We start from the raw sequence: 4,522 nt of genomic DNA, 5'->3' as shown, positions 1-4,522 counted from the left end.
ATTCTTAATTAAGCGACATTAATAATTTGGGTTTAACAGGAATTTATTAATAATCGATTCCATTTTTTATATAGATGAAAAGGTGAATTTTAGCATAGCAGTTTGCCCTGAGTTTATCAGAAGGGTTATGGTTAAATTAAAAAATCAAGGGTAACGGTTGTATTTGCAGTAGATTAAAGGTGTAATAGATTTTCTATTGCATAACTCGGATTAAAAAGCACTTTTTTACTTTAAAACAACTCTACGAGGTAAGAAAAACATAAAAATTGAGTAAAAAAACATTTTTATAGTGATTGAAAATAGTTTAAATCAATTTATAATATGATTTTATGAAAAAAGTATTTTTGTGCATTATAGCTATAGTAGTTATATTATCCTATTTTTACTATAAAAATTCAGGAATAAATGGTAGAGAGCAAGCGCCGGATTTTGAAACAATATTAGTAGATGGATCAGTATTTAGGTTATCTAACCTGCGTGGTAAGTATGTTTTGTTAGATTTTTGAGGGTCTTGGTGTCCTCCATGTAGAAAAGAAAACCTTGAATTGGTAGAATTACATCAAAATTACTCTAATATCTTGACTATTGTTACAGTTGCATTAGAAAAAGATTCTTTATCATGGAAAAAGGCAGTTCAAAAAGATGGATTTATATGGAAAAATCAAATTGTACACCAAAATAAATTCATAATGATGTCTTCAATAGCAAGAAAATATGGTGTTTCAGAAATCCCTTCCAAATTTTTGATTTCTCCTGAAGGGAAGTTAATGGGGAAATATTCTTTTAAACAAATTAATGACTTTTTTTCTAAGATGGGTATAGAAAAAAAATAGTCAATATTTTGACAACGTGTAAAAAATAGGTGATTAATCGTCAATATAATCTTTGTATTCTATAAAAAAAGACTCCAATTTAAGCATTTTATTATATAAAAATTGCATAGCTTCTTTCCAACACGTTTTGTCATGGATGCTTACTCCTGTTAATTCTGCATAAAGTCTGGAAATCACTTTTTCATTATCCAATTCATAACGATCATCAAAAATAATATCCGGAATATACTCTGATATTAAAATATTTTTTAAGCTAACAAATTTATCATAGTAATAGGATCTGATTAAAAGGTCATCTGGTTCTATATCAATAGACACTTGTGCTTTTTTTGTAGTAAAGGTAAATTTAAGAGTTACATCTTTAATTTTTGTGTTGTACAAAAGCCATTTGTTGGGGTATTCTTTTCCAAAATTAGTCCAGAACTCTTGCCGTATTTGCTTTGAATCAGATTTACTAAACATTATTATATTAAATAGGCAGCTATAGTAGCCACAAGGATAACTAAAAGTTTTGTAATATTAAATTTATGACCTTCATTGCTTTCAAAAAGTATGGTAGTAGATACATGAAGAAATATTCCTATCACTAGCGCAGTAATTTCTTTGTAGTAATTTTGGACTACTGTAAAATTTCCTGATATAAATGTGCCTAATGGGGTCATTAAAGCAAATATTATTAATGTTAAAATGATAATACTTTTCTTTATTTTAGTTTTTAATAAAAATGTTGTTAAAATCATTGCAATAGGAATTTTGTGTATAATGATCCCCAATAAAATTCCATCTGTATGTTGTAAAGGAAAGCCTTCTAAAATAGCATGTAGTCCTAAGCTTATAAAAAGTAATTTAGGAATTTGATATGTTTCATTATCCAAATGTATATGCCCGTGTTCGGCACCTTTAGAAAAATATTCTAATATTTTTTGAAGCAGAATACCAATCATAATCCAAACTCCTGTTCGTTTTGCAAATAAATTATTTTCAAATACTTCAGGCAAAAGATCAAAAATAGTTATTGCTAAAAGAAAAGCACCGCTAAATGCTAAAAGTAATTTTAAATTCTTTTGATTAGAAGCTTTAAAAACAAAAACGAATATAGCTCCTATAAATACCGCTGCTATGGATAGTATGTAATTATACACTATTTGAAAATTAATATAAGTCTTGGAGAAGTATTTTTATTAAATTTTTGCAATTGATAGTTACCAAAAATATCAAGTAAATCGATGTTTGCTTTTTTAAAGTAATCTTCAAAATCACTTAAGGTTATATTTTTGACGCGTTCTGTAAAGAAAAAATCTTCATCATTAGCTTTAAACCTAATTTCTTTAAAGATATATCCGTCTTTTAGGTACCGTTTTATATTAAATTTGATATTATCCACTTCTTTTATTTCTTCAGGGATCAAATTTTTTGTAACATAGTCTACATTCATAAAATCAATAACACCAAAACCTTTTTCATTTAAGTCAGAACTAATGGCTTTAATAGTATTTAGATTATCCTCTTCTTTGTCAAAATATCCAAAACTGGTAAATAAATTAAAAACAGCAGAAAATTTTTCTGGATATGGTTGGCACATATCATGAACCTGAAATTTTAAGGTTTCATTCTCAAATTGCGAAGCATAATCAATACTATTTACAGATAAGTCTACACCAGTTACATTAAATCCTAATTTATTTAAGTAAATACTATGACGACCTTTGCCGCAGGCCAGATCTAAAATTTTTTCGCCAACATCCAAATTCAAATACCTGGTAAGGTTATCCATAAATTTTTTGGCCTCTGTATGATCTCTGTCTTTGTATAATATATGATAATATGGAGTATCAAACCATGATGCATACCACATTTTTGAATCTTTTAGCATAAGGCGCAAAATTAATGTATTTTTGCGGTTTAATTATAGAAGTTGTTTCAAAGTTTTGATAGTTATTGTCAAAATCTTAAATCATCTCGTTACGAAAATAAGAATAGTGAATAATTTATATAAAATGGTTGCCAAAACCCTTTTTGGTTTTGAGGAAATATTAGCTAAAGAGCTTAGGGATTTGGGTGCTCAAAAAGTAGAAATAGGAAATAGGGTTGTTAGTTTTTATGGGGATTTAGGCTTTATGTATAAGGCAAATTTATGTTTAAGAACCGCCATAAAAATATTGAAACCTATTGTGTCTAAAAAAATTAGAAATGAGCAGGATTTATATGATTTTGTTAAAAGTATGCATTGGGAAGAGTATTTGGGTCTGGAGGATACTTTTGCAATTCATGCAACAGTACATTCTACTATTTTTAGTCATTCACAATTTATTGCTTTAAAAGCAAAGGATGCAATTGTAGATAGATTTAGGGAGAGAACCGGGAAGAGACCAAATGTAGAGTTAGAATATCCGGATCTTTCTATAGATGTTCATATTCAACAAGATCTATGCACGATATCTCTGGATAGCTCGGGGGGATCACTACATCATAGAGGATATCGAACAGCAACAAATATAGCGCCAATTAACGAAGTTTTAGCTGCCGGTTTATTGCTTTTGTCTGGTTGGGATGGTCAATGTGACTTTTTGGATCCTATGTGTGGTAGTGGTACAATGGCAATAGAAGCAGCAATGATTGCATGTAATATTCCTGCAAACTTAAATAGAAAAGAATTTGCTTTTGAAAAATGGTTGGATTGGGACTTGGATTTGTTTGAAAAAATAGAAGAAGCAAGTTTAAACAAAGTAAGAGATTTTCATTATTCTATAATTGGCATAGATAAAGCACCATCCGCAGTTCGAAAAGCAATAATAAATGTAGAGAATGCTAACCTTAACGATTATATTAAAATAAAAGAAGGAAATTTTTTTGAAAGTACAAAAGAAGTAGAAGGACCATTGCATATAGCATTTAACCCTCCTTATGGAGAAAGATTAGAAATTGACGAAGAAAAATTTTATAGTCAGATAGGAGATACACTAAAACAAAATTATCCAGGGACTAATGCCTGGCTTATTACTTCAAACATGGAAGCTTTAAAGCATGTAGGATTACGACCTTCTCGAAAAATTAAAGTTTTTAATGGAAAATTAGAAGCAAAATTGGTTAAATATGAAATGTATGCCGGTAGTAAAAAAGCAAAATTTCAGAATTAAATTTCAATATTTCCGATTTGTCATCCCATTAAAAAACAAAATATGTTCAATTAACAATACTATATTTAATGATTATTAATTGATTGTACTGAAATATAGTTTTTTTGTTGTGTACTTAGATTTTATAAATAGTTTTGGCTCTGGTTTATAATAGCGTTGATAGTTATGAAACTATACATTTAATTGATTTAAAGATGTTTATCCCATACTAAATCCTTCCCGAAGGGAAGGACTTTTGACTCGTCCTAAAAAAGTTTACAGATTATTACTAAATCCTGGTATAGGTTTACAATTTTTGACTCCCCTTCTGGGAAGGGTTGGGGATTGGATATGCTGAGTTTCGATAAAATTATCAACGCTATATAAACTAGAGCTATAGTTTTTTGTATCCTTACTTTAATTCCTCATTGAATGGTCGATTCCCGGGGATATGCCTCTAGTAATACCATTTTAAGCAAAACGTATCCTGGTAAGTTAGCTTCAGGGTTATTAATTTGATTCACTAGTGTCCACTTAAAACAAATTGATAGACAGTTGTTTATAGTCTAGTTC

At 29.1% G+C, this 4,522-nt stretch carries 5 protein-coding genes and 1 pseudogene; 3 read left to right on the top strand and 3 right to left on the bottom strand.

All coding sequences use genetic code 11. From position 1 onward, the window contains the following. The first annotated feature begins 329 nt into the window (after positions 1-329). A complete protein-coding gene (locus ACZIYX_RS23650; RefSeq protein WP_462684731.1) occupies positions 330-506 on the top strand; it encodes a peroxiredoxin family protein in 177 nt (58 codons plus the stop codon). Between the two features lie 15 nt (positions 507-521). Next, positions 522-833: pseudogene (locus ACZIYX_RS23645) on the top strand (TlpA family protein disulfide reductase); the annotation flags it as partial. A gap of 33 nt (positions 834-866) precedes the next feature. Here the strand turns inward: ACZIYX_RS23645 and ACZIYX_RS23640 are convergent. From ACZIYX_RS23640 to ACZIYX_RS23630, 3 genes are read right to left on the bottom strand one after another with little or no spacing between them, the layout of a single operon-like run. Then, complete coding sequence (locus tag ACZIYX_RS23640; RefSeq protein ID WP_462684730.1) at positions 867-1,295, bottom strand: DUF4268 domain-containing protein; 429 nt, start codon at positions 1,293-1,295, stop codon at positions 867-869. A 2-nt stretch (positions 1,296-1,297) separates the two neighbouring features. Next, complete coding sequence (locus ACZIYX_RS23635) at positions 1,298-1,975, bottom strand: ZIP family metal transporter (RefSeq protein WP_462684729.1); 678 nt, start codon at positions 1,973-1,975, stop codon at positions 1,298-1,300. After that, the gene (locus ACZIYX_RS23630) at positions 1,975-2,706 is read right to left on the bottom strand and encodes an SAM-dependent methyltransferase (protein ID WP_462684728.1); all 732 of its coding nucleotides are present in this window, start codon (positions 2,704-2,706) and stop codon (positions 1,975-1,977) included. Before ACZIYX_RS23630 ends, ACZIYX_RS23635 begins: the two co-directional genes overlap by 1 nt. Positions 2,707-2,830: 124 nt before the next feature. Here ACZIYX_RS23630 and ACZIYX_RS23625 point away from each other — a divergent pair, with 124 nt between their 5' ends. Further along, a complete protein-coding gene (locus tag ACZIYX_RS23625; RefSeq protein ID WP_462684732.1) occupies positions 2,831-3,970 on the top strand; it encodes a THUMP domain-containing class I SAM-dependent RNA methyltransferase in 1,140 nt (379 codons plus the stop codon). Positions 3,971-4,522: the final 552 nt, after the last annotated feature.

The sequence above is a fragment of the Aquimarina sp. genome (assembly GCF_977115655.1).
This window is presented reverse-complemented; position numbering and strand designations above follow the sequence as displayed.

Bases quoted from the DNA above. Each gene is read 5' to 3' on its own strand.
- ACZIYX_RS23650 (WP_462684731.1), top strand. From the start codon at position 330: ATGAAAAAAGTATTTTTGTGCATTATAGCTATAGTAGTTATATTATCC.
- ACZIYX_RS23640 (WP_462684730.1), bottom strand. From the start codon at position 1,295: ATGTTTAGTAAATCTGATTCAAAGCAAATACGGCAAGAGTTCTGGACT.
- ACZIYX_RS23630 (WP_462684728.1), bottom strand. From the start codon at position 2,706: ATGCTAAAAGATTCAAAAATGTGGTATGCATCATGGTTTGATACTCCA.
- ACZIYX_RS23625 (WP_462684732.1), top strand. From the start codon at position 2,831: ATGGTTGCCAAAACCCTTTTTGGTTTTGAGGAAATATTAGCTAAAGAG.